The 22,856-nt window shown below is 68.6% G+C and carries 34 protein-coding genes; 21 read left to right on the top strand and 13 right to left on the bottom strand.

Features of this window, described 5'->3' with window-relative positions:
• Nucleotides 1–12: 12 nt before the first annotated feature.
• The 4 genes from I5803_RS07250 to atpE all read left to right on the top strand — a co-directional run bounded on the left by I5803_RS07250 (nt 13) and on the right by atpE (nt 3,079).
• Nucleotides 13–684, top strand: coding sequence for an HAD family hydrolase (locus I5803_RS07250; RefSeq protein WP_196985704.1), 672 nt, complete (start codon nt 13–15; stop codon nt 682–684).
• Nucleotides 681–2,255, top strand: a complete 1,575-nt coding sequence (pcnB, locus tag I5803_RS07245; RefSeq protein ID WP_196985703.1) for a polynucleotide adenylyltransferase PcnB — start codon at nt 681–683, stop codon at nt 2,253–2,255. The genes I5803_RS07250 and pcnB overlap by 4 nt, the downstream gene beginning before the upstream one ends.
• Nucleotides 2,256–2,274: 19 nt before the next feature.
• A complete protein-coding gene (gene folK, locus I5803_RS07240; protein ID WP_196985702.1) occupies nt 2,275–2,739 on the top strand; it encodes a 2-amino-4-hydroxy-6-hydroxymethyldihydropteridine diphosphokinase in 465 nt (154 codons plus the stop codon).
• A 97-nt stretch (nt 2,740–2,836) separates the two neighbouring features.
• Nucleotides 2,837–3,079: a F0F1 ATP synthase subunit C gene (gene atpE / locus I5803_RS07235; RefSeq protein WP_196985701.1), complete on the top strand. Its 243-nt coding sequence runs from the start codon at nt 2,837–2,839 to the stop codon at nt 3,077–3,079.
• 16 nt (nt 3,080–3,095) lie between these two features.
• Here the strand turns inward: atpE and I5803_RS07230 are convergent, their stop codons facing one another.
• The 3 genes from I5803_RS07230 to I5803_RS07220 are packed head-to-tail and all read right to left on the bottom strand — an operon-like array spanning nt 3,096 to nt 5,574.
• Nucleotides 3,096–3,572: a protein-tyrosine phosphatase family protein gene (locus tag I5803_RS07230; protein ID WP_196985700.1), complete on the bottom strand. Its 477-nt coding sequence runs from the start codon at nt 3,570–3,572 to the stop codon at nt 3,096–3,098.
• Between the two features lie 23 nt (nt 3,573–3,595).
• Nucleotides 3,596–4,873 carry a c-type cytochrome gene (locus tag I5803_RS07225; RefSeq protein ID WP_435520872.1) on the bottom strand — a complete coding sequence of 426 codons (1,278 nt, stop codon included), beginning with the start codon at nt 4,871–4,873 and terminating at the stop codon, nt 3,596–3,598.
• Nucleotides 4,873–5,574, bottom strand: a complete 702-nt coding sequence (locus I5803_RS07220; RefSeq protein ID WP_196985698.1) for a c-type cytochrome — start codon at nt 5,572–5,574, stop codon at nt 4,873–4,875. Before I5803_RS07220 ends, I5803_RS07225 begins: the two co-directional genes overlap by 1 nt.
• A gap of 87 nt (nt 5,575–5,661) precedes the next feature.
• On the opposite strand from I5803_RS07220, the gene I5803_RS07215 reads away from it, so the two are divergent.
• A complete protein-coding gene (locus I5803_RS07215) occupies nt 5,662–5,835 on the top strand; it encodes a hypothetical protein (RefSeq protein WP_196985697.1) in 174 nt (57 codons plus the stop codon).
• Here the strand turns inward: I5803_RS07215 and I5803_RS07210 are convergent, their stop codons facing one another.
• Nucleotides 5,836–6,117, bottom strand: coding sequence for a 2Fe-2S iron-sulfur cluster-binding protein (locus I5803_RS07210; RefSeq protein ID WP_196985696.1), 282 nt, complete (start codon nt 6,115–6,117; stop codon nt 5,836–5,838).
• Nucleotides 6,118–6,160: 43 nt separating this feature from the next.
• Here I5803_RS07210 and I5803_RS07205 point away from each other — a divergent pair, with 43 nt between their 5' ends.
• The 8 genes from I5803_RS07205 to I5803_RS07170 all read left to right on the top strand — a co-directional run bounded on the left by I5803_RS07205 (nt 6,161) and on the right by I5803_RS07170 (nt 11,510).
• The gene (locus I5803_RS07205) at nt 6,161–6,676 is read left to right on the top strand and encodes a GNAT family N-acetyltransferase (protein WP_196985695.1); all 516 of its coding nucleotides are present in this window, start codon (nt 6,161–6,163) and stop codon (nt 6,674–6,676) included.
• Between the two features lie 16 nt (nt 6,677–6,692).
• A complete protein-coding gene (locus I5803_RS07200) occupies nt 6,693–7,607 on the top strand; it encodes a DUF808 domain-containing protein (RefSeq protein ID WP_196985694.1) in 915 nt (304 codons plus the stop codon).
• On the top strand, nt 7,604–8,761 hold the full coding sequence (locus I5803_RS07195; protein ID WP_196985693.1) for a methyltransferase: 1,158 nt from the start codon (nt 7,604–7,606) through the stop codon (nt 8,759–8,761). The genes I5803_RS07200 and I5803_RS07195 overlap by 4 nt, the downstream gene beginning before the upstream one ends.
• Nucleotides 8,762–8,855: 94 nt before the next feature.
• Nucleotides 8,856–9,044: a hypothetical protein gene (locus I5803_RS07190; protein WP_196985692.1), complete on the top strand. Its 189-nt coding sequence runs from the start codon at nt 8,856–8,858 to the stop codon at nt 9,042–9,044.
• A gap of 165 nt (nt 9,045–9,209) precedes the next feature.
• Nucleotides 9,210–9,461 (top strand): hypothetical protein, encoded by a 252-nt coding sequence (locus I5803_RS07185; RefSeq protein ID WP_196985691.1) that lies wholly within the window; start codon nt 9,210–9,212, stop codon nt 9,459–9,461.
• A gap of 2 nt (nt 9,462–9,463) precedes the next feature.
• A complete protein-coding gene (locus I5803_RS07180; protein ID WP_196985690.1) occupies nt 9,464–10,222 on the top strand; it encodes a hypothetical protein in 759 nt (252 codons plus the stop codon).
• A gap of 177 nt (nt 10,223–10,399) precedes the next feature.
• Nucleotides 10,400–10,999 carry a L,D-transpeptidase gene (locus tag I5803_RS07175; RefSeq protein WP_231402366.1) on the top strand — a complete coding sequence of 200 codons (600 nt, stop codon included), beginning with the start codon at nt 10,400–10,402 and terminating at the stop codon, nt 10,997–10,999.
• A gap of 133 nt (nt 11,000–11,132) precedes the next feature.
• Nucleotides 11,133–11,510 (top strand): proteophosphoglycan ppg4, encoded by a 378-nt coding sequence (locus I5803_RS07170; RefSeq protein WP_196985689.1) that lies wholly within the window; start codon nt 11,133–11,135, stop codon nt 11,508–11,510.
• Between the two features lie 61 nt (nt 11,511–11,571).
• Here the strand turns inward: I5803_RS07170 and I5803_RS07165 are convergent, their stop codons facing one another.
• The gene (locus tag I5803_RS07165) at nt 11,572–12,036 is read right to left on the bottom strand and encodes a DUF4864 domain-containing protein (RefSeq protein WP_196985688.1); all 465 of its coding nucleotides are present in this window, start codon (nt 12,034–12,036) and stop codon (nt 11,572–11,574) included.
• Between the two features lie 71 nt (nt 12,037–12,107).
• The gene (locus tag I5803_RS07160) at nt 12,108–12,983 is read right to left on the bottom strand and encodes an NUDIX hydrolase (RefSeq protein WP_196985687.1); all 876 of its coding nucleotides are present in this window, start codon (nt 12,981–12,983) and stop codon (nt 12,108–12,110) included.
• A gap of 200 nt (nt 12,984–13,183) precedes the next feature.
• On the opposite strand from I5803_RS07160, the gene I5803_RS07155 reads away from it, so the two are divergent.
• Nucleotides 13,184–13,570, top strand: coding sequence for a hypothetical protein (locus I5803_RS07155; RefSeq protein ID WP_196985686.1), 387 nt, complete (start codon nt 13,184–13,186; stop codon nt 13,568–13,570).
• 70 nt (nt 13,571–13,640) lie between these two features.
• Here I5803_RS07155 and I5803_RS07150 read toward each other — a convergent pair whose 3' ends face one another.
• Complete coding sequence (locus tag I5803_RS07150) at nt 13,641–14,633, bottom strand: PA2778 family cysteine peptidase (RefSeq protein ID WP_196985685.1); 993 nt, start codon at nt 14,631–14,633, stop codon at nt 13,641–13,643.
• Between the two features lie 19 nt (nt 14,634–14,652).
• Nucleotides 14,653–15,015, bottom strand: a complete 363-nt coding sequence (locus I5803_RS07145) for a PA2779 family protein (RefSeq protein WP_196985684.1) — start codon at nt 15,013–15,015, stop codon at nt 14,653–14,655.
• Between the two features lie 198 nt (nt 15,016–15,213).
• On the opposite strand from I5803_RS07145, the gene I5803_RS07140 reads away from it, so the two are divergent.
• Nucleotides 15,214–15,381: a putative periplasmic lipoprotein gene (locus I5803_RS07140; RefSeq protein ID WP_196985683.1), complete on the top strand. Its 168-nt coding sequence runs from the start codon at nt 15,214–15,216 to the stop codon at nt 15,379–15,381.
• A gap of 3 nt (nt 15,382–15,384) precedes the next feature.
• Here I5803_RS07140 and I5803_RS07135 read toward each other — a convergent pair whose 3' ends face one another.
• On the bottom strand, nt 15,385–15,747 hold the full coding sequence (locus I5803_RS07135) for an HPF/RaiA family ribosome-associated protein (protein ID WP_196985682.1): 363 nt from the start codon (nt 15,745–15,747) through the stop codon (nt 15,385–15,387).
• Nucleotides 15,748–15,873: 126 nt separating this feature from the next.
• Between I5803_RS07135 and I5803_RS07130 the strand changes: the two genes are divergently transcribed.
• Complete coding sequence (locus I5803_RS07130) at nt 15,874–16,545, top strand: alpha/beta hydrolase (RefSeq protein WP_196985681.1); 672 nt, start codon at nt 15,874–15,876, stop codon at nt 16,543–16,545.
• Between the two features lie 12 nt (nt 16,546–16,557).
• On the opposite strand, the gene I5803_RS07125 is transcribed toward I5803_RS07130, so the two are convergent.
• Together I5803_RS07125 and I5803_RS07120 are read right to left on the bottom strand one after the other, a co-directional pair.
• Nucleotides 16,558–17,028 (bottom strand): SRPBCC family protein, encoded by a 471-nt coding sequence (locus I5803_RS07125; RefSeq protein WP_196985680.1) that lies wholly within the window; start codon nt 17,026–17,028, stop codon nt 16,558–16,560.
• 73 nt (nt 17,029–17,101) lie between these two features.
• A complete protein-coding gene (locus I5803_RS07120; RefSeq protein WP_196985679.1) occupies nt 17,102–17,446 on the bottom strand; it encodes a hypothetical protein in 345 nt (114 codons plus the stop codon).
• 192 nt (nt 17,447–17,638) lie between these two features.
• Between I5803_RS07120 and gshA the strand changes: the two genes are divergently transcribed.
• The 4 genes from gshA (at nt 17,639) to I5803_RS07100 (ending at nt 20,862) form a co-directional block, all read left to right on the top strand.
• Nucleotides 17,639–19,192, top strand: a complete 1,554-nt coding sequence (gene gshA, locus I5803_RS07115; RefSeq protein ID WP_196985678.1) for a glutamate--cysteine ligase — start codon at nt 17,639–17,641, stop codon at nt 19,190–19,192.
• Nucleotides 19,193–19,430: 238 nt separating this feature from the next.
• A complete protein-coding gene (infA, locus tag I5803_RS07110) occupies nt 19,431–19,679 on the top strand; it encodes a translation initiation factor IF-1 (RefSeq protein ID WP_196985677.1) in 249 nt (82 codons plus the stop codon).
• 102 nt (nt 19,680–19,781) lie between these two features.
• Entirely contained in the window at nt 19,782–20,306 is a 525-nt protein-coding gene (locus I5803_RS07105; RefSeq protein ID WP_231402365.1) for an RcnB family protein, read from the top strand.
• Nucleotides 20,307–20,388: 82 nt separating this feature from the next.
• Nucleotides 20,389–20,862 (top strand): hypothetical protein, encoded by a 474-nt coding sequence (locus I5803_RS07100; protein WP_196985676.1) that lies wholly within the window; start codon nt 20,389–20,391, stop codon nt 20,860–20,862.
• Between the two features lie 20 nt (nt 20,863–20,882).
• Here I5803_RS07100 and I5803_RS07095 read toward each other — a convergent pair whose 3' ends face one another.
• Together I5803_RS07095 and I5803_RS07090 are read right to left on the bottom strand one after the other, a co-directional pair.
• Nucleotides 20,883–21,026: a hypothetical protein gene (locus I5803_RS07095; protein ID WP_196985675.1), complete on the bottom strand. Its 144-nt coding sequence runs from the start codon at nt 21,024–21,026 to the stop codon at nt 20,883–20,885.
• Nucleotides 21,027–21,092: 66 nt separating this feature from the next.
• On the bottom strand, nt 21,093–21,803 hold the full coding sequence (locus I5803_RS07090) for a hypothetical protein (RefSeq protein ID WP_196985674.1): 711 nt from the start codon (nt 21,801–21,803) through the stop codon (nt 21,093–21,095).
• 114 nt (nt 21,804–21,917) lie between these two features.
• Here I5803_RS07090 and I5803_RS07085 point away from each other — a divergent pair, with 114 nt between their 5' ends.
• Complete coding sequence (locus I5803_RS07085; RefSeq protein ID WP_196985673.1) at nt 21,918–22,853, top strand: M14 family metallopeptidase; 936 nt, start codon at nt 21,918–21,920, stop codon at nt 22,851–22,853.
• Nucleotides 22,854–22,856: the final 3 nt, after the last annotated feature.

Here is a 22,856-nt window from a genome sequence, read left to right as displayed (position 1 = left end):
AACGGCCTGCGCATGAAGCTCGCGCTCTTCGACCTCGACCACACGCTCCTGCCCATCGACTCCGACTATTCCTGGGGCGTGTTCAGCCAGGACATCGGCTGGACCGACCCCGTCGTGTTCAAGCGCCGCAACGACGAATTCTTCGAGCACTACAAGGCCGGCACGCTCGACATCCACGACTACGTGCGCTTCGCCGTCCAGGCGGTGCGCGAACGTGGCCCGCAGGAAGCGGAGAAGGCCCACCGGCTCTTCATGGAGACCGTGATCCGGCCCGCCCTGCGCGAGCCTGCGCTCGAGCTCGTGCAGCGCCACCGCGAGCAGGGCGACCAGCTCGTGATCGTGACGGCCACCAACGAATTCGTCACCCGACCGATCGCGAAGGCCTTCGGGGTGGATGAGCTGATCGCCGTCGAGCTGGAGCGCGATGCCGGCGGCTGGATCACCGGCGAAATCGCCGGCATTCCCTCCGCGCGCGAAGGCAAGGTCCAACGTGTGGCCCAATGGCTGGCGGCGCGCGGCCTGGATTGGGACGGCGTGGAGTCGACTTTCTATACCGATTCCATCAACGACCTGGCCCTCATGGAACAGGTGGACCACCCGGTGGCGACCAACCCGGACGCGCGCCTGCGCGCCGTCGCGCAGGCGCGCGGCTGGCGCATACTCGATTTATTCGACAAGACATGATCAAGAAATTCATCGACAAGCTGCTGGGCAAATCGTCCGGCCCCAAGGGCGGCAAGCCCAGTTTCGGCAAGCGCCAGGAAGTGGGTCCGCAGGAGCACGGGATCGACCCGAAGCTCGTGGACGACCGCGCGCTCAACGTGGTGCACACACTCAAGGAGGCCGGCTACGAGGCCTACATCGTCGGCGGCGCCGTGCGCGACCTGCTGGTCGGCCTGCGGCCCAAGGACTTCGACGTGGCGACGTCGGCCACGCCGGAGCAGGTCAAGAGCCTCTTTCGCCGCGCATTCATCATCGGCCGGCGCTTTCGCATCGTGCACGTCGTGTACGGCCGAGGGCGCGAACATGAAGTGATCGAGGTGTCGACCTTCCGCGCCTACATGGACAACGCCGCCGCGGAACAGGTCGCGGGCAACGAGAAGACGAGCAAGAGCGAACTCGCGGGCATGAAGCACGCGGTGGACTCGACCGGCCGCGTGCTGCGCGACAACGTGTGGGGCCCGCAGGAAGAAGACGCGACGCGCCGCGACTTCACCATCAACGCGATGTACTACGACCCGGAAACGCAGACCGTGGTCGACTACCACAACGGCATCAAGGACGCGAAGAAACGCACCCTGCGCATGATCGGCGACCCGCTCACGCGCTACCGCGAGGACCCGGTGCGCATCATCCGCGCCGTGCGCTTCGCGGCCAAGCTGAACCCGCTCGGCTTCAAGCTCGACCCGAAGACGGCCGCGCCCCTGGTGCAGTGCCAGGCGCTGCTGGCCGACGTGCCGCAAAGCCGGCTGTTCGACGAAATGCTCAAGCTGCTGCAAACTGGCCATTCGCTCGCGACCATCGCGCAGCTGAAGGCGCTGGGCATGTCGCGGGGCATCTATCCGCTGCTGGACCTCGTCGTCGAACGTGCGGACGAGCCCTTCGTGCAGTCGGCGCTGCAGGACACCGACCGGCGAGTCAATGAAGGCAAGCCCGTCGCGCCCAGCTTCCTGCTGGCCTGCGTGCTGTGGTCCGACGTGCGCGACGGCTGGGCGCGGCGCCTGCAGGACCGGCAGCACCCCTTCCCCGCGCTGCAGGACGCGATCGACGACGTGTTCAACGCGCGCATCGGCGACGTGTCGGGCCGCGGCAAGCTCGCCGCCGACATGCGCGAGATCTGGATGATGCAGCCGCGTTTCGAAAAACGCACCGGCAGCGCGCCCTTCAGCCTCGTCGAGCAGCCGCGCTTCCGCGCGAGCTTCGACTTCATGCGCCTGCGCGCCGACATCGGCGAGGTCGATGTCGTGCTGGCCGACTGGTGGCAGGAGTTCAGCCAGGCCAGCGACGCCGTGCGGGAGGACCTCGTCGCGCAACTGCGTGACGAGCAGGGCAAGGGCCAGCGGCGGGTGCGCGTGGCCAGGCCAGTCGCCCGCGATGCCGACTCCGAGGCCGGCGCGCCGCCTGCGCAGGCGGAAGCATCGCGCGGCGACGGAGGGGACGATGCGGGCGCGGACGCCCCGCGCAAGCGCCGTCGCCGCCGCCGCAAGCCGGCCGGCGATGGCGCGGCGCCGGCGGCGGGCGACTCGCAGGACTGATCGCGCGGGAGCTTTCGCGATGCGCGAGCCCGTGACCGCCTATGTCGCGCTCGGCGCCAACCTCGGCGATGCGGCGCGCGCGGTGCGCGATGCCTTCGACGCGCTGTCGCGCATGCCGGGGACGAGCCTCGTGCGCCGGTCGTCGCTGTACCGAACGGCGCCGCTCGATTCGTCCGGGCCCGACTACATCAATGCCGTGGCGCAGGTCTCGACGCAGCTCGGGGCGCACGAACTGCTCGCGCAGCTGCAGGCCATCGAGGCGCGCGCCGGTCGCGAGCGGCCCTACCGCAATGCGCCGCGCACGCTCGACCTCGACCTGCTGCTGTACGGCGACAGCCGCATCGCCACCGGCACCCTGGAAGTGCCGCACCCGCGAATGTGGGAGCGCGCCTTCGTGCTGATGCCGCTGCGCGAAATCGCGCCCGACCGGGTGACGCCGGATCAGCTGGCGGCAGTCGCCGGGCAGGGCGTCACGCGGCTCTAGCGGCGGCCGGGACCATGACCTCCCAGGTCATTGCCCGCATGATGCGCGGCGCGGATGATTCCTCCATCGAGTTTCTTTTCAACCATGGAGGTATGACATGAGCGATACGGGCCTGATTGCGATTGCGTGCGGACTGATCATCGGCCTGGGGGCGATCGGCGCCTGCCTGGGCATCGGCACGATGGGCGGGCGCTTCATCGACGGCGCGGTGCGCCAGCCGGAGATGATGGAGCCGCTGCAGACCAAGATGTTCCTGCTGGCCGGACTCATCGACGCGAACTTCCTGATCGGCGTAGGCGTGGCGATGATGTTCGTCTTCGCCAACCCGTTCGTGAAGTGAACCCGCGCGAGGGTGCCTAGAACCAGTCGACGAAGCCGGCCTGGGCGGCGTTCTCCGGGTTGGAGCCGGCTTCCCGCACGCGCTCGATGGCCTGCGCGGTGTCCAGCCCCAGCGCCTTGAGCACGCACGCGGCCGTGCTGCCGGTGCGGCCGATACCCGCGGCGCAGTGCAGCATGACCGCGTCCCCCTGCTTCAGCGACGCGACGATCCTCCCCACGTCGCGCCGGAAGGCCGCCTGGTCCGCCGGCACGCCGTAATTCGGCATGGCCACCTGCAGCCACCCGAAAGGCAGCGTGCCCTGCACGATGGCTGCCTGGTAGGCGGGGGAGAGTTCCTTCACTTCGCTTTGCGGGGTCAGGCAGACGACGAGCCGCAGAGAGGCCCGGCGGGCCTGCGCCTCGAATTCGTTCCACGAGCCGAAGCGCCCCGGCATCGCACCCAGCCAGAGCGAGCCGGGCACGTCGACGGGCAGCAGGACGGGACGCAGCGACATGCGCCCGATTGTGCCCGCGGCGCTCACGGCGTGGAGCTGCTGCGCTGCTGCGCGACGTCGAGTTCGCTCACCGCCGGCGCGTTGTTGCCCCACGCGTGGCGCACGTGGCTGATGACGGCGGCCACATCCGCGTCGCTCAGCACGGTCGCATAGGGCGGCATGCCGAAGGGCCGCGGGTTGCCGGCCGTCGCGGGCGGGAAGCCCCCGCCCAGCACCACCTGCACGAGGTTGGACGTGACCGGGAGCCGCAGCGCGCGGTTGCCCGCCAGCGCCGGGTACGCGCCGGGCACGCCCTCGCCCCTGGCGCCGTGGCACTGCACGCAGTGCTGCTCGTACACCTTCGCGCCGCGCTCGGCCATGCGCGGGCCCATCTCCAGGGCGCTGGATTTCTGCTCGTGCGCGGTGCCTTCGGGCAGGGACTTCAGGAATACGGCCATGGCCTGCAGGTCCGCCGGCGCGAGGTGCTGCGTGCTCTGCTTCACGACGTCGGCCATCGGGCCCAGCACCGTGCCGCGCGGGGCGATGCCGGTCTGCAGCAGACGCACGACCTGCGCCGTGTCCCAGCCCGCCACGCTGGCTTCCGACGGGGCCGAGAGCGAGGGGGCGTACCAGTTCTGCATCGGGATCACGCCGCCCGAGAGGTCCATCATGTCGCTGGTCGCGCCCAGGGCGTTGCGCGACGAATGGCACGCCCCGCAGTGGCCCAGCCCGCGCACGAGGTAGGCGCCGCGGTTCCATTCCGCGGGCTTCGACCCGTCGTCGACATGCTCGCCGGGCGTGAAGTACAAGGCGCGCCAGACGCCGAGCGCGGCCTGCGTGCTGTAGGGCCAGCGCAGCTTGTGCGGGGTGTTCGCGCGGTCCACCGCCGGCACGCTGCGCAGGTAGTCGAACATCGCATCCGAATCGGCGCGCGTCACCATCGTGTAGTGCGTGTAGGGGAAGGCGGGGTAGAGCAGCCGGCCGTCTTTGGAGCGGCCGTTGTGCAGCGCGCGCCAGAAGTGGTCCGGCGACCAGCCGCCAAGCCCCGCCGCGGCATGCGGCGTGAGGTTGCTCGCATACACCGTGCCGAAGGGCGTGTCGATCGCGCGCCCGCCGGCCAGCGGCGCCCCGCCGCGGTCGGTGTGGCAGGCCGCGCAGTTGCCCGCGCGCATCAGGTACGCCCCGCGGGCGATGCTGTCGGCCGCAGGGGGCGCGAGCGCCTGCGCCTCGCGGATGGGGGATTCGCCGCGCAGGTTGAGGAAGATCACCAGCCCGGCGAGGGCGATGGCAAGGAGGAGGGCGCCGATGGCGAGCCGCTTGATCATCGCTGCGCCCCACCCGCGAGGGCCGCGCTGCCGCACGCGATGCCGGGCGTGCGGGGCAGCGCCGCCACCGCATGCGCATTCGCCGGCACGGGTTGCGAGGACAGCCACGCGGCCACCGCCGTGAGGTCTTCGGGCGAGAGCATGCGCGCCACCTGCTGCATGCAGTCGGGCGCATGGGCGCGGCGCTGGCCGCTTTGCCACGCACCGAGCTGCGAGTTGAGGTAGTCGCGCGGCAGGCCGAGCAGGCCTGGCGTCGCGGGCATCGCGCCCGTGAGCGCGTCGCCGTGGCACTGGACGCACGCGGGGATCTTCTTCGCCGTGTCGCCTTGCCGGACCAGTGCTTCGCCGCGTTGCATCACGGCGGCGGGCACCTGGGCGGGGGTTGGCCGCGGATATGGCAGGTCCAGCGCGGCGAAGTATTGCGCGATCTCCATCAGGTATTCATCGGAGAGCGGGTCGATCAAGCGGGTCATCAGGCCGTAGTGACGCCGGTTGTCGCGAAAGTTGACGAGCTGGTTGTAGAGGTAGCCGGCCGGCTTGCCCGCGAGGCGCGGGTAGTAGCCGTCGGGCGCGGCGCGGCCTTCCTTGCCATGGCACGCGGTGCAGGCGAGGGTGCGCTGCGCCATGGTGTCTTCGAAGGGTGCGGCAAACGCCGCGCCCGCGCAAGCTGCCAGGAGGAAGGCCAACAGGAATTTCATCGGTCTTGGACTATGCCACGCGCGCTGCTCCTACAGGCCCATGGGCGCGGCGCGCCTAAGGTTGCCCCATCTACCGGAGATATGACGATGAGCACACCCAAAGAGCAACCGGCCGCGCAGGACGAGCGCGAGAGGACACCCGACGACCGCAAGCCGGGCACCAATGCTGTCGAGCACGAACCGGATCCCTCGGCCGAACCCATCGCGGATGGCGAACACAAGTTCGTGCCGCGCAGCCCTTACAGCGCCGGCAACACCTGATCACGCGGCGGGCCCCTGGAGCGTCACATCGGACTGCGGGTAAGCCACGCAGGGCAGGATCCACCCTTCGGCCTTTTCCTCGGCCAGGAGTCCCGGCCATTCGATGCGGTAGGAGACCTGGCCTTCCAGCAGCAGGGTCATGCAGGTGCGGCACGTTCCGTTCCTGCAGGAGCTCGGCAGCGGGATGCCCGCCTGCTCGGCCGCCTGCAGCAAGGGCTGCCCGGCCGTGACCTCGATGATTTGCGCGCCCGGCTCGAAGCGCGCGATGTAACGCTGGGTCATGGCCGATGATAATCAGCGCTCAGTTTTTCAGAAGAGTTATTCGATGACCACCTACCAGGTCCGGCCAGCGGCCGACAAGGATGCGGACGCAGTCGCCGCCGTTCACGCTTCATCGTCCCATGCCGCCTACGAGGCCGTGGCGCCCGAAGGCGTGCAGAGCCTCCCCATGGAAAAGCGGCGCGCGTTCTGGCGCGATGCGATCGAATACGGCGAGCCGCTCGTCCATGTCGCGCTCGAAGGCTCCAAGATCATCGGCTTTGTCGGCTACGACCGCTCGCGCGACCCGAAGTCCAAGCCGACGACGGGCGAGATCTGGGCCCTGTATGTGGATCCCGCGCGCTGGGACACGGGCGCGGGGCTCGCCCTCTGGGACGCCGCGCGCGAGGGCCTCATCGAGGAAGGCTGCACCGAAGTCACCGTCTGGATGCCGCTGTGCAACGAGCGCGCACTGCGCTTCCTGGAGCTTGCCGGGTTCAAGCGTGAGCTGAACACCGCGAAGACGGCCGTCATGGGCGGCGTGAAGCTCGAGGAAATCCGCCTCAAGCGCCCCCTCGACTGAACCGGCCGGCCCCGCCATGGTGACAAGCCTACTTGCCCTGCTCGACGACATCACCACGGTGCTGGACGATGTGTCGGTGCTCGCGAAGGTCGCGGCGAAGAAGACCGCGGGCGTGCTCGGCGACGACCTCGCCCTGAATGCGCAGCAGGTGAGCGGCGTGAGCGCGCAGCGCGAGCTGCCCGTCGTGTGGGCCGTGGCGAAAGGCTCGTTCATCAACAAGGCGATCCTCGTGCCGGCCGCGCTCGCGATCAGCGCGTTCGCGCCCTGGGCCGTGACCCCGCTCCTCATGGTGGGCGGCGCGTTCCTGTGCTTCGAGGGCTTCGAGAAGATCGCCCACCGCCTCCTTCACAGCAAGGAGGAGGACGAGGCGCACCACCAGGAGCTCGCCCGCGCTCTGGCCGACCCGAAGGTCGACCTGTGCCAGGTGGAGAAGGACAAGATCAAGGGCGCGGTGCGCACGGACTTCATCCTGTCCGCGGAGATCATCGCCATCACCCTCGGCACGGTGGCCGAGAGCGAGCTCATGGTCCAGGTCGGGGTGCTCGCCGGCATCGCCATCGTGATGACGATCGGTGTGTACGGCATCGTCGCGGGCATCGTGAAGATCGACGACCTCGGCCTCTACCTCTCGCGCCGCGCCTCGGCCTTCGCGCAGCGCAGCGGCGCGGCGATCCTGCGCGCCGCGCCCTGGCTGATGAAGGCCCTGTCGGTCGCGGGAACGGCGGCGATGTTCCTCGTCGGCGGCGGCATCGTGGTGCACGGGCTGCCGCCGCTCCATCACGCCGTGGAGCGCTGGGCGGAGCAGGCGGGGGCCTGGCACGGTCCGGTGAACCTGCTCTCCAACGTGGCCGTCGGGCTCGCGGTCGGCGCTGTCGTGCTGGGCGTCGTCACGCTCGCGCAACGGATGCTGGGCCGCAAGGCGGCCGCTTGAGCGACGATGCACGGGTCGAGTGGGCCGACGGCGGCCGGACGCAGTCCGCCCGCTGGCGCTCCGAAGCGGGTGCGCCGCCCCCGAAACGCATCGAACTCGTCGACGACACCCTGACGGCGGACCGCGCCTGGGCGCTCGCGAGCGAAGGCACGGGCCTGTTGTGGCGCAGCGATTTCCAGAATGCGCGCCAGCTGCTGCAGGCGATGTCGCGCCGCGCCGACCGCAAGGCCCACAAGCGAGCGGCGCCGGCTTCGCCGCTGGAGGCCTTCCACCAGCATCGCATGGCGCAGGGCCAGCGCGCGCGGGTGCTCGCGAAGGTCCTGGTGCGGCTGGAAGGCGACTACGGGATCGACCTGCCGCGCGCACCCGACCTGCGCCTGGCCTGCGCGCAGGCCTGGGGGCCGGCCGACGGCCAGCCTTGCGTGGCCTCGCTGCGCGAGTTGCTCGGCATCGTCGGCGCCTTCGAATGGCGCAAGAAGGGCGTGGAGATCGCCGCGCTCGGCGATCCGCCGGGCAATCGCATCCACCCGCATTACGGCGTCTTCTCGCCGGTGCGTGGCGAGTACCTGGCGCTGATCGCGGCGGCGCCCCTGCCTTCGATGGAGCTGGCCTTCGACATCGGGACGGGCACGGGCGTGATCGCCGCGCTGCTGGCCAGGCGCGGCGTCCAGCGCATCGTGGCGACGGACGTGGATGCGCGGGCATTGGCCTGCGCACGCGCGAACTTCGCAAGCCTCGGTGTCGCCGGGCGCGTCGAGCTGCTCCAGGCCGATCTCTTCCCGGCCGACAGGGCGCCGCTGATCGTTTGCAACCCGCCGTGGCTGCCCGCGCGCCCCGCGTCGCCGCTGGAGCATGCGATCTACGACGAGGGCGGCGCGATGCTGCGGGGCTTCCTCGAAGGCCTGCCCGCGCACCTGGAGCCGGGCGGGGAGGGCTGGCTGGTCATCTCCGACCTCGCGGTGCATCTCGGCCTGCGGGCGCCGGGAGAACTGGAGGCGATGTTCGCCGCGGCGGGACTGCGGGTGATCGCACGTCACGATGTGCGCCCGACGCATCCCAAGGCGGCTGATCGCACCGACCCCCTGCATGCTGCGCGCTCGAAGGAGATCACCACCCTGTGGCGGCTCGGCGCGGGCGCTTCCGGAAAACCGTAGGCAGGCTCCTACGCGACAACGCGTCCTTCGCGGATACGGGGGTCTGCCTCAGCGGCAAACAATGGCTTCACCCCGCACCACACCGGAGCCCACCATGTCCGACGACGCCGCCCTCGATCCGCAGTCCTTCCACCGCGTCCCGCCTGCCGCGCTCGTCCAGGCCGCGGCCGGCTGGTTCGACATCGACGACGACGTCGCCCTCGGTTGCGAGTGCGCGGACCCGGCGCTGCAGATCGAGCGCTGGGGCCAGGAGATGCAGGCCTTCCCGCTGCAAGCATCCTGATTCGTTTCGATGCAGCTCGTGACAGCGCATCTCCTACATGCGCTGCCGCCATCGCCTCACCCATGCTCCAGGCCTCGCGGATAGATTGAAAACAGCTGGCAGCCGCCGGCGTTTTTCTTCCAACCCGAGGTGCCCCAGCGGCACGAAAACAGGAGTGCAGTACCCATGAAAACCTCCCGCAAAGCCTTGACCACCCTCGCCGTTGCCGCGGCCCTGGCCGGCGGTGTCGCCATTGCCCAGACCTCGTCGGGCACGAGCAGCGACGCCAACGCAGGCGCGAACACCGCCAACAGCACGAGCACGATGGGCGCCAATACGCCGAGCACGGACACCTCTTCCTCGTCCATGCCGTCCAACAGCGGCTCGACGGACACGACCGCCTCCAGCGCCCCGGCGCCGCAAGCCGACCGCAACTGACCATGCAACCGCAGGCCAAATCCGAGTTCCTGGACGCCGTGCAAAAAGGCGTCCTCCTGGGCGCCGCCGTGCTGGCGCTGGTGCTGCCGCCTGCCAGCATCGGAGCCAAGCAGACGCCGCGCGGCGCGGCCCAGGACTTCTCCATGGCGCGGGCGGATGCCTCCGGTGTCCGCCACGCCGATTTCGCAGGCGAAACCCCCACGGAAGACGTGCGGCAGCTGGCCAACTGGAGCGTGCACACGCGCGACCACCAGAACCTGAATTTCATCATCCTCGACAAGAAGGACGCGCGCGTCTGGGTCTTCGACAAGCGGGGCCACCTCAAGGCGGAGTCCCCGGTGCTGCTGGGCTCGGCGGTCGGGGACGACAACGCGCCCGATATCGGCACCAAGGCGATCGCCGACGTGAAGCCCGAGGAAAAGACCACTGCCGCCGGCCGCTTCATCGCCGAGATGGGGATGAACACGCGCAACGAGGACGTCGTCTGGGTCGATTACAACGCGGCGGTTTCCATGCACCGGGTGCTGACGACCAATGCGGATGAGCGCCGCCTCGAGCGCCTCGCCACGCCCACGCCCGAAGACAACCGCATTTCCTACGGTTGCATCAACCTGCCCAAGGCGTTCTATGAAAACGTCGTGGCGCCGACGGTCCGCACCGGCGGCGCGGTGATCTACGTGCTTCCGGAGACGCGCTCCGCGCAGCAGGTGTTCGGCTCGTGGGACGTGGACAAGCCGGAAACCCGCTTTGCCCAACGCTGAGGCGTGATTTTTTCGCGGTTGAGCCAGGCCGCGCGACCGTTACCTTTACAAAGCGCCGTACCTCAGCGGCTGCTTGCTAGCATCCCTTCCTCTTGAGCTCGGCCATTGCCGGGCTCGCGACACGAGGGGACTCGGATGCTTTGGATCGGCAGGGCGGCTGCGGCCGCAGGCTTGTGTTTGGCCTTCCTGGGCGCGCCTGCATGGGCGGGCCCCGGCACCAGGATCGCGGACTTCGGCGCCGCGGCGCCATCCGACGAGGCGCGCCAGATCGCGCAGTGGTCCGTCAGCACCGGCGACCACCAGGGCATGCCTTTCGCCGTCGTCGACAAGAAGCAAGCCCGAGTGTATGTCTTCAACGGCGATGGAAAGCTCGCAGGCGATACCCCGGCCCTGCTGGGCGAATCGGTCGGCGACCAGTCCGCGCCGGACGTCGGCGACCACACCCAGTCGGGCTTCGTGCCCCTCGAGGAGCGCACCACGCCCGCGGGCCGCTTCGTGTCGGAGCCCGGCCAGAATCTCTCCGGCGAGCACGTGGTATGGGTCGACTACTCCGCCGCATTCGCGATCCATCGCCTGCGCCCGGGCGCGAGCATGAAGGCGCGCGAGGCGCGGCTGGCGTCCCCGTCGCCCGCCGACAAGCGCGTGTCGCTGGGCTGCGTGATCGTGCCGCCGCCGTTCTACGAGCAGGTGGTGCAGCGCGTGCTCGGCCGCACGCGCGCGGTGGTCTACGTGTTGCCGGAGACGACGCCGGTGCGTGAGGTGTTCGCGGCGATGTGACTCAGCGGGAGGTGGGGACTCGTCTTACACAAAGACATGTTCGTTGCCGACGCAGCGGGAACTCCCCCGCCGTAGCCTTGTTGGAGCTGGTGGTTTTCACCGGCACGCCACCAAAACCATCAAGGAGCTACTCATGACCGCATCCCTCATTTCCAAGGGCCTCTTCGCCGGCCTCGCCGCCGTCACCATCGCCGGCGCCGCTTTCGCGCAAAGCACCCCGCCGAACACGGCCGCCAAGGATCCCGCCACGGGCGCCGGCCAGCAAAGCACGCAAGCCACGCCCATGGGCACGACCGGCACGCCTTCCAACGGCGGCTCGACCATGAGCAACAAGTCCACGACCGACAAGACCATGGCCGACAAGTCCTCGTCCACCACGGACAAGTCCTCCAGCACGACGATGGGCGCCGGCTCCAGCAGCTCCGGCTCCACCTCCGCCAGCACCGACATGTCCAGCAACGACACGAAGGTCGCGAAGTCGGGCAAGGCCGCCAAGGCCGACCGCAACTGATCGCTTTCGCTGTCACACCAGAAAAACCGGGCTTCGCCCGGTTTTTTTGTGTCCGCCCCGGTCAGGCGTCGCGCCAGCGGTTCTCCGAGACGACGCAACCGCCGATGCGCCAGCTGTTGTCCGGCTGGCGCTCGAGCGCGAAGAGGGCGAGCCAGGACTTGTCGTGGTCGTCGCGGATCTCGACGAGCTGCAGCACGCTGCCGTCGGAGAGTTCGGGTTTCTGCAGGTGGATGGCGACCGGGCGGTAGACCATCGGGTAGGCGCCGCGCACCAGGGCCAGGAAGTGCCCCGAGTTGCCGATGGCGGCTTGTACCGCGGGTGTGGCCGTCTCGAACGCGCGGTCCGCGTCGTCCTGGGCGAAGGCCTCGAACTGCGCGACCACGATGCGCTGCACCTGCTGCGCGTCGTTCTCGGCGAGCGTTTCCGCATGCGCTTTCAACGCGGACGTCGCCGCGATCGCCATCGCGGCCACCATGAAAAATCGAACGAACATCGGGTTCATCTGCTTCTCCCAGGATGCGGCCATGGAAGATTAGGCCGAGCTTGCCCGCCGGGGCTGTAGGCAGGAAACGCCGTGGCTCGTCAGCGCCGCGCGTGTCAGCTGAACAGCGCGTCGAAGCCTTCGTACGGCTCGAAGCGCTGGTCGCGGTGGTACAGGCGAAGCGGGCCGGGCAGGGCGCGCTCGCGCACCGGGTGGCACTCGTCCCCGGGATAGCACATGGCCCGCGTGCCCTCGTGCTGGATCGCGAAGGGTTCGATGAGCGGCGGCGGGCGCGGCGAGGCTTCCCCGATGGCGCTCGCCACGCTCGCATGGCGCGACAGGTGCGCGAGGCTCATGATCTGGGGAGGTGCCAGCTCGATCTTCCGGTCGCGGTACTGCTCCAGCGCGGTGCGCGGCGTGAGCCACACGCTCTCCGTCGCTTCGTGGTTGTCATGGGTGGCCGTCTGGCCCTCGGGCACGGCGGCGAGGAAAAAGCGCGTGTCGAACCGCTTGCGGATCACCCCGCCGATGAGGGGCGTGATCCACCGGCACCAAGGATGCAGCCGGCTCGCCTGCAGGCGCAGCCGCATCATCGCCAGCACTTCGTCGAACGCGCGGCCCTCGCGCAACAGTTCGGTGGCCAGCGCAGCGCGCCCGGCATCCACCCCCTCGGCGAAGAGGACACCCGTCTCTTCGAAGGCCTCGCGCAGCGCCGCGATGTACAGCACCGCCGCTTCGTCATGACCGATGCCGTCTTCATGCAATGCGGCGTGCAAGGCGGCGGGGTCGGCATCGAGGTGGGTGGCGACGTCAAGCTCGGCGTCGGCGAGATCGACTTTGCCGCCGGGAAAGACATAGGCGCCGCCCAGCACGTCCGACATGCCGTGGCGTTTGAGCAGGAACACCTCGAGGCCCGCGCGCGCGTCGCGCAGCATGACGACCGTCGCGGCGGCACGGACGGGCGAGTCGCTGCGCTCTGTATGCATCTCCATCGCCCAAGGCTAGCACGCTGCTGTGCTTGCAAATTGTTGCGATGCGGCACGTCGGTGAATGCGCCGCAGGCGCGGCCTCCCTCGTCCGACATGCTGTCAGGCGGGGGCCTGACGCCATGCGGCAGTGCCGCAATTAACCTGCAGACAGCTGGCCGAAACGCCGGCGTCTGTCTAAAAACCAATTCGATAAGGAGCCCTCCATGAGCGCACTCACCAAAATCGCCGGCATCGCGGCCGGCCTCTCCGCAGTCGCCGTCTTCGGCGTCGCGGTCGCACAGAGCGAACCGCCGAACCCCTACATTACGAACCCCGCCATCGGCGCGGGCCAACAGAGCACGCACATGACGCCCATGGGCGAGACCGGCGTGCTCACGCACGAGAACGACGTTCGCACCGCCACGTTGATCCGTGAGCCCGAGGTGGCTGTCGCCCCGGCGCCCGAGCCCGCCGCACCCGCCGCGCAGGAACCTGTCGCCGTGGCCCCGGCCGCCGAGCCCGCACCTGCGACCACCGCGATGGGCGCCGCGCCCGAGCCGCAGCAATCGGAAGCCGCACCCCAGAAGGTCGCTCGCGCCGACCGCAACTGATTCGCGGATTCGCGCAACGCAAAGCCGGTGGCCTTCGGGCTCCCGGCTTTTTTTCCGAACGCGTGCTGGCCTAGCGGCTGCCCGTCGTCTGCCGGCCCATGCGACCGAGGATCATCGCTCGCGTCGAACGCACGTCGCCGGCGAAGGGGCTGTGCGGGTCCGCGGCCGCCTTGTCGATCTGCGCGAGCGCTTCCTCCTGCCGGCCCTGGTCGGACAGGGCCTGCGCGAGGTTGTTCATCACGATCACCGATTGCGGGTTGCGCTTCTGCGCTTCGCGCAGCACCGCGACCGCCGCGGGAAACTGTCCGCGCGCGTGATACTGGTTGGCCAGGCCGATGGCGGCCGGCAGGTTGTCGGGCCAGCGTTTCAGCGCGGCCTGGTAGGCCTTGAGCGCGCTCACGTCGTCGCCCGTTTTCGCGATGGCGAGCGTGGCGGCGGTCCAGCCGTTTTCGGTTGCGGTCACGGGTATGCGGTCCGGGGGCGTGACCACCATCGCCCAGTAGTTGCTCTTCATCCACTCGCGCTCGAAGGCGGTGAAGGGCATCTCCTGCACTTCCTTCGTGCCCGAACGCAGGTAGAGCGTGCCGGAGGGATAGTCGAAGCCGTAGACCACGGCGTAGTGCCACTGCGTCCACATCGGCCCCACGTCCTGCAGCACGAGCACGGGGTTGCCGGCGGCGACTTCGCGCAACAGGTCCTGGTAGCGCGGCGCGAGCGCATAGGGCACGCGGCCCCAGCGGCGCGGCGCGGAAAACATCTCCAGTTGCAGGCTGCCGTGGCGCGACGGCAGGTAGACCTGCGGCACGAGGTCGTCCGGCTTCGCGTTCACGCCGCTGAAGGTCAGGAGCGTCGCGAGCGACGCGGGGCCGCACTGATAGTCTTCCTGGGGGAAAAAAGGCACGTTCGGGATCACCGAATGCCGGGCGACACCGTCAGGCCAGGCGCTGCGCAGCGAAATCGTCTGCGGCACCAGCTGCGCGCAGCCCGCGAGCGCGGCCAGCGCGGCGGCACAGAAAAAGCGGATGAAAAAGCCCGCCGCGTGGCGGGCCCGGGTTTGCGGCACCTTCGGCAGCGTATGCCGTTCAGCGGCGATACGCGAAGTACCAGATCAGGCCCGCGATCACCACGACGGCGATCCAGCCGCCGCTGGTCAGGGCACCGGCCGGCGCGGTCTGGATGTCCTGCGCGAGGGCGTGGACTTCCTGGTCGGTCATCGCGGCGACGCGCTCGCGCGCCATCGTGGGGTCGATGCCTTGCGCCTGCAGCTGCTGGGCGGTTTCCGCGCGCGCGAGCACGCTCATCACCATGCCTCGATCCGTCTGCGCGGCACCCGCGGCAGCGGCCTGGTCGGCGCCGATCATTCCCGCGTTCGCGGATTGAAAGGAGAGGGCCAGCAGGGACACGACCAGCGCACGGCAGGTCATTTTCTTCATCGAAATGGTCATCTTCAGCTCCTAGGATGGTTGGACTGCTCGGCGCCGCGGCAGGACCCACCAGGGCGCAGGGCCAATATACGCGCGCCCCGCGGATTTGTGTGTTGCGAATGGCTGACCCGGCGGCGCTGACCCCGGCCCACGGATTCCTCCTACGCGGCGCGGCCGGGCGGCGGGCGGTAATGGCTCGTCCACACTTGGAGTCCGATCATGAAGACATGGCTTGCGATCGCAGCAATCTCGGCAATGTTGGCGGCGTGCGCGCAGCAGCCGGTGGCTGTTGCTGTCGAGCAGCCCGCGGACGAAGGCACCGTGATCGCCGCGTCGCTCGGCTACCACGGTCCGGTGGCCCGGCCGTCGGCCAGGGCCCCCGATTAGTCCTTACTCGGCGACCGGCGCGTCCTTGCGGATGGTCTCGCGGGCGCGGTGGTCCTGCCGGTCCTGCTTGCCCAGCTGGTGGTCGAGCAGGTGGATCAGTTTCTGCGTCGCGCCGCGAAACGCGAGATCCTGGTTCTCCGCGTGATGGCTCACCGCGAGCGGCGCGTGGCCGTTCATGCGGGCTTCCAGCATGCAGCGCTTGTCTGCCGCGCCCTTTCGTTCGCTGTTCTCGTCGCTGAGCTGCACTTCCACCCGCGTCAGGTCCGCGGTGAATCGCGAGAGGGAGGTGTTGAGGTATTCGGTGGCAAAGGCCTGCAACGTGTCGCTGTTCTCGATGCCGTTGCTGGTGTTGACTTGTACTTGCATGCGGATCCTTTCTTTTCCCCAGTCTGGCCGACCGCTGGCTGACGCCTTGTAGGAAAGCGTCCACCGGCGTGTCGGACGCGTCGAGGCAGTATGCTCGCGCTTCGAAGGAAAAAGGACAGGATCGCAATGGCCGCGCTGGAAACACTGGAACATGAGACCGGGCCGCACCCCGGCGCCACCGTCATCGTGCTGCACGGGCTGGGCGCGGACGGCAACGACTTCGTGCCGATCGCGCGCGAGCTCGACCTGTCCGCGGTGGGGCCGGTGCGCTTCGTGTTCCCGCACGCGCCCGTCATCCCCGTGACGATCAACAACGGGTATCGCATGCGGGCGTGGTACGACATCCTGGGCATGGAACTCGTCAAGCGCGAGGACGAGGCGGGGCTGCGCCGGTCCCTGGCGCAGGTCGAGGCGTTGCTGGCGCAGGAACAGGCGCGCGGCATCCCGGCCAACCGCATCGTGCTCGCGGGCTTCTCGCAGGGCTGCGCGATGGCGCTGATGACGGGCGTGCGCCACAAGGAGCGGCTCGCCGGGATCGTGGGCATGTCCGGCTACCTGCCCCTCGCCGCGACCACCCCGGCGGAACGCAGCGACGCCAATGCGCTGACGCCGATCTTCCTCGCCCACGGCGAGTTCGACAACGTGGTGAGCGCGGAGCGCGGCCGCGCCTCGCGCGACATGCTCAAGGCGCTGGGCTACGGGGTGGAGTGGCACGAATACCCGATGGCGCACTCGGTCTGCCCGCAGGAGATCGAGGACCTCAACGCCTGGCTGCTTCGCGTCCTCGCGAAGCCCTGAGGCGGCGGCGCGTCAGGCTTCGCCGCCGAAGCGCTTGATCAGGTTGGCGATGTACTTGTCGACGAGCTTCTCGAACTCGCTCTCGACCACCGGCGCCACGACCATCTTCATGAGGCCGGGCAGGGGCAGGGTGATCTCCCCGGTGATCTTGAGCTCCACGCCGGTGGATTTCTTGTTGTCCTTGAGCTTCCAGTGGCCGCCCACCAGCGCGTTGCCCACACCCGGCACCGGGGTCCAGGTGACGGTGCCCTTGGCCTTGTTGCTGGCGTACTTGCTCGCGTAGACGGTCTGGATGTTGACCTGCGCGGTGCCCACCTTTTCCATCTCCCACTTGTAGACGCCGTCGCCCATGTCGGTGAGCTTGTCGACCTTGGGGAAGTGGGACACCGATTCGGGAACGTCCGACAGGACCTCGAAGACATCCGCGAATTTCGCCTTGACTTCGAACTCGTAGCCCAGGTCGATGTTGACGGTCACAGCCATAGCAAGCCCCCTCGTCTTGATGAGCTGCCATTCTGCCAGCGGGCGGCGCGCACGCCTACCCGCGCCGGCCAGGTCAGGCGGTTTTGCGCAGGGCCGCTTCGGCGAAATCGGTCGCGCGGGCGATCGCGGTCACGGTGGCGCCCACGAAGGTGTCCACGGCTACTTCGGCGCCGCTCGCGCTCATGGCGAGGGTCTTCGCATAGAACGCCGAGAAGGCTTTCCGGGCGCGCGCCGCGTTCTTGCGCGTTTCGGCCGTCAATTGCGGTTTGCTTTGCTCGAACGCCGCGTCCCAGCGCGCTTCCAGGCCGGCTTTCGCGCGTTCGCCGCCTTCGCGGTACAGGTCGATGACCTGGTGGGCGCCGTGGCCGAACTTGCCGACCAGGTCGATGGCGGCGGTGGAGATCTGGTGGGTGTCCATGGGGAAGGCTCCGGGAAGGTTGATGAGCCGATTGTCCGCAGCGGGCCTAGTGGCCGCGACCTAATGGGGCCGGCTTTCGTAGGGGCGCCTGCCTAACAGAATCGGGCAATGGCTGCGGCGGGGCGGGCAAAGCAGGAATCGGGCAGCCGTGCTACCGTGCGGGCCATCACAAGAGACAACACAAGTTCGCACATGAGCAACCTGCAGGAGCGCCTCGCCGCCTTTTCGCCGGACCGGCTGAAAGGCATGCGCCGCGGCATCGAGAAAGAAAGCCTGCGGGCGAACGCCGACGGCAGCCTGGCGATGACGCCGCACCCCCAGGCCCTGGGTTCGGCGCTGACGCATCCGCACATCACCACCGACTACAGCGAAGCGCAGCTCGAGCTGATCACCGGCGTGCACGCAACTCCTGAAGCCTGCCTGGAGGAGTTGCACCAAGTCCACCAGTTCACCTACCGCGCGCTCGGCGAGGAGATGATGTGGGTGTCCAGCATGCCGTGCAAGCTGCCGGCCGACGAGACGATCCCGATCGGCCGTTACGGCTCGTCCAACGTGGGCCGCGCCAAGAGCGTCTACCGCATGGGCCTCGCGCACCGCTACGGGCGCCGGATGCAGACGATCTCCGGCATCCACTACAACTGGTCGCTGCCCGGCGTGACGAGCGAGGAATACTTCGCGCTGATCCGCAATTTCAGGCGCCATGCGTTCCTGCTGCTCTACCTGTTCGGCGCCTCGCCCGCGGCCTGTTCGAGCTTCGTCGCCGGCCGCCGGCATGAATTGCAGGAACTCGCCGAGGGCACGATGTACATGCCCCACGGCACTTCGCTGCGCATGGGGCGCCTGGGTTACCAGAGCGATGCGCAATCGAGCCTTGCCGTGAGCTACAACGGCCTCGACGGCTATGCGCAGTCGCTGCAGGAGGCGCTCACCAGGCCCTACCCGGCGTACGAGGCGGTGGGCATCGTGAACCCGGGCGGCGACTACAACCAGCTGGCCACGAGCCTGCTGCAGATCGAGAACGAGTTCTACGGCACCATTCGGCCCAAGCGCGTGATCTTCCCCGGCGAGCGGCCGCTGCACGCGCTGCGCGAGCGCGGCGTGGAGTACGTCGAAGTGCGCCTGCTCGACCTCAACCCCTTCGTGCCCATCGGCATCACCGCGCCGACGGTCCGCTTCCTGGACTTGTTCCTGCTGCACTGCCTGCTCAGCGACAGCCCCCCGGACACGCCGGCGGAGATCGCGGCCCTGGGGCGCAACCAGCACAAGACAGCCGCATTCGGCCGCCAGCCCGGCCTCACGCTCGAACGCGATGGCGTGCCCGTGGCGCTCACGCAGTGGGGCGCCGAGCTCGTTGCCGCCTTCGGGCCCATCGCGCAGGCGCTGGACGCGGTACACGGCACGACCGAATATGCGGACGCCCTGCGCGCGGCGGGCTCGCTGCTGGAGCAGCCGGACCTCCTGCCGAGCGCGCGCGTCCTGGCGGTGATGAAGCAGGAGCATGCCGATTCGTTCCTCGGCTTCACGCGCGCGCAGTCGCTGCAGACGCGCGCGAAACTGCTGGCGCAGCCGTTCAGTTCGGCCCAGCAGGCCAGGCTGGCCGCCATGACCGAGCAGTCGGTGCGGGACCAGAAAGCGATCGAGGCGGGCGACAGCATGCCTTTCGAGCAGTACCGCCAGCAATACGTGTCCCCCGAGCGCCTGCAGCTCTCCCGCACTGCCATCGCCCCGTCGCTGGCTGCAGTCTGACAGCGCTTCGCGGCATGGGTTTACGCCGCGCCGGCGCGCTTTGTGCGGCGAACGGCTAAAATACGCTCATCCATCGCGCCGGCCCACGGGCCTGTGCAGTGCGGGCACGGCAAAGCCCGCGCGCCGGCCAGCCAAGCCGACCCCTACAGGGCTTGCCCCCAACAAGCTTCACAGACCTTCCGGGTGCGCAAGCGGCGTTCACGGCGGGAGTTAAACGAATGCCGCAGGAAACGAAGACATGCCCAAGGAAGAATTGATCGAAATGCGCGGATACGTGGACGAGGTGCTCCCCGATTCGCGTTACCGCGTCACGCTGGAAAACGGTCACCAGGTGATCTGCTACAGCGGCGGCAAGGTGCGCAAGAACCACATCCGCATCATCGCGGGCGACAACGTGTCGCTCGAGATGTCGCCCTACGACCTCACCAAAGGCCGCATCACGTTCCGCCACCTGGCCGGCCGCAACGGCCCCCCGCCGCGCAACTGAGCCATTGGCGCAGGCACGGTTGAGCTTGCGTCCTACAGGCAGGGGTCAACGCCAGGGCCACAGTGGCGTTGTGCATGAGGCACACATCAAGGAGCGCTGCGCATGACCCGATTCCCCTTCAACCGCCGACTGGCCGCCCTGGCCATCGTTTCGATCTTCGCCTCCGGCCCCCTGCTGGCCAAGGACCACGGCGACGATCACGGCAAAGGCCACGGCAAGGACAAGCACGAGGCCAAGCAGATGCAGAAGGAAGCGAAGCGCGAGGCCAAGGAAGCCAAGCATGCCGCCAAGCATCGCGAGGACATCCGCCCCGGCACCTACTTCAACGACGACCAGCGTGCATACGCCCGCCGTTATTACTCCGAGCACTACGGCCACGGCCGCAACTGCCCGCCGGGCCTCGCCAAGAAGAACAACGGCTGCATGCCGCCCGGCCAGGTGCGCAACTGGGCCGTCGGCCAGCCGATTCCCCGCGGCGTGACCGTCTATTCGGTGCCCCAGCCGGTGATCGTCCAGCTGCCCCCGGCGCCCTACGGCTATCGCTACGCGCGTGTCGGAAACGACATCGTCCTGGTGCGCACGGACACGCAGCTCATCGTCGACATCATCCAGGGCCTCCTGGGCTGACCATTCGCGAAGACGTCCTACAGCGGGGCGCAGGGGCTGGACCGACATTGCGGACATGTCCGCATCGTTGGAGCAACCCCAAATGAAATTTTCCCGATCATCCCTCGCGCTTGCGCTGGCCGCAGCGTGCCTGCTGGCTTCCGCCGGTCCCGCGATGGCCGCTACCGGCGACAAGCCCGCAGCGGCCGCTTCCGCCCCCGCAGCCAAGCCCGCCGCCCCGGTGAACTACGGCGTCAAGCTCGGCGGCTTCTTCACCGAGGAGCACAAGAAGGAAGCGCGCAAGGCGTTCACCCAGCGCTATGCGAAGGCCAAGGACTGCCCTCCCGGTCTCGAGCGTTCAGGCAAGACCTGCGCCGCCCCCGTGAAGGGCCGCTACTGGGCCGTCGGGCAGTCGTTGCAGAAAGCCGTGGAAGCGCATCCCGCGCCCGAAGCGGTCGTCGCCAAGCTCCCGCCCCCGCCCAATGGCTATGAATACGTGAGTGCCGGCGGCGACATCCTGCTCGTCTCCAAGGGCATCCACCTGGTCGTCGACATGATCGAGGACGTCACCGGCTGAGCGGCCGGTGCGGTGCCTGCTTACTTGTACTTTTCCTTGCCCTTCGGCAGCACCACCGTCATCGGCGGCGTGGGGCGGTCCGAGGTGCCGGGCGTCTTGGGCAGGCTTGTGTCCTTCTTGGGCTTTTTTTGCATCTTGTCTTTGTGCTGGTCGCGATTGGCCATGGGCCCTCCGTCGTCATTGTGTTGAACCGATGGGTACGGATGGTAGCGCGACCGCGCCGCGCGCTGCTAGAGACGCTCGAGCTTCGACGGTTCGGTGGGTGCGAAGGTGTGCGGCGAGCCGGCCTGGCTGTTGTGGAGGCGGTCGGCGTCGCGGATGGCGAAGAGCTTCTCGAGGTCCTCGCGCGCGGTCGCGGCAGGGTCGGCGTGGCCGATCACGACAGGGCCCGAAATCACGTCGCCCGAACCGCCCACCGTCAGCGCGACCGGCGCCACTTCCACCGGGCGGTGCGGCTCGGCCGTCCAGATGCCCGGATGCGGCATCGGCGGGCAGGCGGACTCATCGTCCAGCGCGAACTGCCAGGAAATCCCCATGAGCCAGTTGGTGGCCAGCGGGTCGAAGGACATCACCCGCTTGATCATGTTGTTCTGCAACGCGACCGTGTGGGTCATCAGGCGCTCGTCCCAGTGCTTGATCGACAGCCTCCAGTGAATGCCGGGCTCGCGCAGCCGCGAAGTGGCGACGAGCATTTCGGCGGTGATCCAGGAGGTGGGGATGCCGTGGCGCGTGAGCGTGTCGCGCAGGACCACGCGCAACAGTTCGCGCCGGGTCGCGTTTTGCGTCGCGACGGCGTGGGGCGACATTTGCGACTGCACCGACGAGATCTGCGAGTGCGGAACGGACGGCGACTGCGAATGCGAGTGCGGTTGTGAATGCGGTGGCTGCGTCGTTCGCGTCGCGTTCGCATTGCGGCCGAGAAGGCGGTTGATGAGGCTCATGGCGAAAACTCCTGGGTGCGCCAACAAAATCAGTGCTTCATTCTTGCTGTTCCCGTATAGTAACTAGATGTTTCAGCCGCCGCCAGCGGCATTTCTGGCTCTTTTTTCACACACATGACCGAATCCTTGCCCCTTTTCGAAGTTCTGCCCCGCGACCTCAGCGCCTACCGGGAGGGAAACACCGGCATCGACTATGTCCACCGCTTCGAATCCGGGCGTCCCGGCCCCCACGTCCTGGTCAACGCCCTGACGCACGGCAACGAGATCTGCGGCATGGTCGCCGCGACCCATCTCCTCGATCGCGGCATCCGTCCGCAGGCGGGCACGCTCACCGTCTCCTTCGCCAACGTCGCCGCCTATGAATCCTTCGACCGGGCCCAGCCCTTCGCAAGCCGCCAGCTGGTGCACAACCTGAACCGGATCTGGTCGCCGGAGTGGCTGGACGGCAGCCAGGACAGCCCCGAACTGCGGCGGGCGAGGGAGCTGCGGCCCGTGGTGTCGGCGGCCGACCACATCCTGGACATCCACTCGACTTCCCACGCGGTGGCACCGTTCTGGGTCTACCCCGGGTTCGCGCGAAATGGCGCCGCGGCGCTCGCCATCGGCCAGCCGGACATCCACCTCGTGATGCCCAAGGGCATGACCACCGGCGCGCCGCTCATCCAGCATGGGGCGCACGGCACCGAGTCGGGCGGCGTGGCGCTGGTGGTGGAGTGCGGGCAGCACTTCGCGCAGTCCGCGGCAGACCTGGCGACCGACGTGACACTGCGTTTCCTCGCGCACTTCGGCCTCATCGCCCCCGTGGATTCACCGGGCAACGTGTCGAAGCCGCGGCGCTTCGAACTGCTGGTGACCCCCGTCATCCGCACGGAGAGCTTTCGCTTCGTGCGCCCCGTGGTGGGCGGCGAGACCTTCGCGATGGGCGAGCTCATCGCCACCGACGGTCCCGACGAGATCCGCGCGGTGTGCGAAGACTGCACGATCTTCATGCCCGCGCGCGCCGCGATCGTGGGGCGCGAAGCCGTCTACCTCACGCGGCCCCTCGAGTGAAGC

It is taken from the genome of Caenimonas aquaedulcis, assembly GCF_015831345.1.
GTDB classification, from domain to species: domain Bacteria; phylum Pseudomonadota; class Gammaproteobacteria; order Burkholderiales; family Burkholderiaceae_C; genus Ramlibacter; species Ramlibacter aquaedulcis.
Note: the sequence above shows the minus strand (reverse complement) of the source record. Positions and strands in the feature narration are given on the sequence as shown.